Below are 2,801 nucleotides of genomic sequence, written 5' to 3'. Positions count from 1 at the left end.
CCCATAGTGTACCCTCCCAAACCCTCCCTGCGGGAGGCTTCGGTAACGTACACCCATATAGTGTAACAGGTCATGGGTCTGCCACCCCTTGCGACGTTATCACTCTCAATCCAATAGAGCCGACAACTTTAGGGGAACTGCCAGTCCGCTTTCCGACGAATTGTGTTGAAAAGCAGCTGTTTTCGCCAATCTCGGCGCCGTTTAGCGTCGGATCTTGTCAGCCTGCCTTAGCCCGGCTTTTCTGGAGAACCGTTCGCCTACGGCGTAAGTCTTTTCTTGCAATATTGCTGATTTCTAATCGAATATGCGCAATCGTAATCGGTTTTTTCGAATGAGGCGTGTTTCTAATGACGGACGTAGAAAGGTCCACGCTGCTTGGCGGGCGATGGCTCGGCGATAACTTTGGTATCGATCCCTGCTGCGGCTTTCCCGTGACTAGCACGGTCGGTTCGCGCCGGGAGAGCCGCCATCATGGCTTTGAGAGCTACGAAGTTTATCCGGAAAGCATGCGACCCGTTGAGACCCCGGCCGGACATCTTCAGTTCCACCTGCGTTATGAGCCAACCAACCTCGAACTGCTGGCGCGGGTATTCGAGGCGTCAGGACCTGACTTCGTGCGAGTCTGGATAGAGCGGGAACCGACGGGGCAATACGCGCGCCGCGCCGCCTTTCTTTATGAGTTTCTGACGGGACTAGAACTAGAAACCGAAACGGCGGTCGGTGGCAACTATGTCTCCGCGTTGAATGACAAGCTGGTTGTTACCGCAAACCAGAACCAAGCCATCAATATTAAAAAGTGGCATGTGCGGGATAACATGCCAGGGACAAGGTATTTTTGTCCCTCCATCAGAAAAAGCCGGCCGCTGGAACTTGCCGCAGGTTTCGACATCGCCGCCAGATATACCCGCCTGCAGGAGGATTTCGGCGATGACATGCTCGCGCGGGCGGCAGTCTGGCTCACCAATCGTGAGAGCAAGGCAAGCTTTGCTATCGAGGGCGAGGCTGACCAGACCGACAAGATTTCCCTCTTCAGCCATGTGCTGGCAACCAGAACCGGCAAGGGTGCAATCCCGCTTCTCGGTCCGGCGCTCATTGAACTACAGAAGGATATTATCGGCTCGAAGACGTTCATCAGCAGTTTCGGTCCCAGAAAATCACCAGTTTTTGTAGGCGAGAACACGATACGTGGGGAGGTCGTGCATTATGTGGCGCCACCACCGGAAGACCTGAAGAACATGCTTGATGGACTAGCGGTCTTCCTCGAAAAAACCCAAGGGCAGTCACCCATCCTACGTGCTGCAGTCGCCTCCTTCGGCTTCGTCTACATTCACCCCTTGGCAGACGGGAACGGTCGGACACACCGCTACCTCATCAATGACATTCTCTGCCGGGATAACGCTATCCCGGATGGTGTCATCATTCCGGTGTCCGTTGCCATTATGGACGACAAGACGAGCAGGCGTCACTACGATGCGATCCTTGAGCGCGTCTCAATCCCCCTGATGAGGGTCGCACGCCCGCATGTGTCTTTCGCGTCGGAAAATAAAACCTATCCGGACGGCATTCAGTCCAACCTCGTGTTTACTGGCGATGAAGCTACTCGGCCAGCTTGGCGCTATCCGGATCTTGCGCCGCATGTCGACTATCTTGGGCACGTTATCAAACTCACAATGAACGAGCACATGCAGGAGGAGGCTGACTATCTCCGACGTCACCATAGGGCACGCGGGCTAATCAAGGCCGTGCTGGACATGCCGGACAAGGATGCCGACCGCATCATTCGGAGCTTGCAGTCCAACAACTTTATCGTCGGCAAAGGCCTACGGAAAGAATTCTCAGGACCTGAAGTCATCCGACAAGTCACAGATGAAGAATGGGAAAGCTTTGTTGAGGGCGTGAGATCGGCCTTTCAGACTGACTGAAGCCTGACAGGGCGAGTAAAAGGACAAGGCGCCGTGAACCGCTCTGGATTTGACCGAAACCAATCCTCATACATCTTGTAGCTACATCCGCTTTGAGGCGTCGGAGTACTGCGCTCTGACGTCGGGAAAACGGGCATTAACAATCTGTCCGGTAATCCATATTACCGGACAGGTTCGGGGGCTGGAGGGATTTTGCATTCGCGTCACCTGTAGCCACCCGCACAATCTGGCAGAACCTTGCGCAAGAGCCCACTCTTGGCAAACATGATTAAGATTTTAACAAAAAACTTAATCATGCTAGGAAAATCCGGTCTCTGGAAAAGGTTGGGCAGGATGAAGCGTGAGGATCTGGCCGGCGGGATCCGGGACTGTCTGCAGCGGCTACCCGCCCCCTATGCCCAGCATTACGGGGTCGTGCCCCCGTCGCCGCCTGAAGCGGGCGTTATGCTGGGCGATGCTGCCGCCCGCCATGGGCAGGCCCTGTCCGCCCTGGGTGAAATCGCCGCCCTCGCCCGCGCCCTGCCTGATCCGTACCTGATCAGCCGCGTCCTGAGCCGTCAGGAAGCCCTGAGCAGTTCTGCCCTGGAAGGCACACACAGCACCCTCAAGGGGTCACAACACGAAAGTGTACTTTACGTACGCTTAGAGTGAACCCAACAAGAACGTTGAGGCTGTTCTGCTGAGAGTTCGATAGACAGTTGGCCGAGAAATAGAAAACAGTTCTGAAAGATCGCTGATGGAGTAATCGCCGGTATCATACATCCGGCGAAGCTCTTTTTGCTGACGTTCAGAAAGCTTGGGTTTCTTTCCGCGTAGTTTACCTTTGTCGCGTGCAACGGCCATCCCTTCACGAGTACGCATCCGGATCAGATCGGCTTC

3 protein-coding genes are annotated in these 2,801 nt (G+C 55.1%); 2 read left to right on the top strand and 1 reads right to left on the bottom strand.

Annotated features, from left to right (window positions below; translation table 11 throughout):
- Positions 1 to 347: 347 nt before the first annotated feature.
- Both GEU01_RS20620 and GEU01_RS20610 read left to right on the top strand, forming a co-directional pair.
- Positions 348 to 1,922 carry a Fic family protein gene (locus GEU01_RS20620; RefSeq protein WP_019087542.1) on the top strand — a complete coding sequence of 525 codons (1,575 nt, stop codon included), beginning with the start codon at positions 348 to 350 and terminating at the stop codon, positions 1,920 to 1,922.
- A gap of 333 nt (positions 1,923 to 2,255) precedes the next feature.
- Positions 2,256 to 2,573: a Fic/DOC family N-terminal domain-containing protein gene (locus GEU01_RS20610; RefSeq protein WP_019087540.1), complete on the top strand. Its 318-nt coding sequence runs from the start codon at positions 2,256 to 2,258 to the stop codon at positions 2,571 to 2,573.
- Here GEU01_RS20610 and GEU01_RS25200 read toward each other — a convergent pair.
- Positions 2,565 to 2,801 (bottom strand): helix-turn-helix domain-containing protein (locus GEU01_RS25200; protein ID WP_157212911.1); only part of this gene is annotated, 237 nt, incomplete at its 5' end. The genes GEU01_RS20610 and GEU01_RS25200 overlap by 9 nt on opposite strands.

The organism is Komagataeibacter europaeus LMG 18890 (assembly GCF_000285295.1).
GTDB lineage: Bacteria > Pseudomonadota > Alphaproteobacteria > Acetobacterales > Acetobacteraceae > Komagataeibacter > Komagataeibacter europaeus.
The sequence above is the reverse complement of the archived record's forward strand: the minus strand, read 5'-3'. Positions and strand labels throughout refer to the sequence as shown.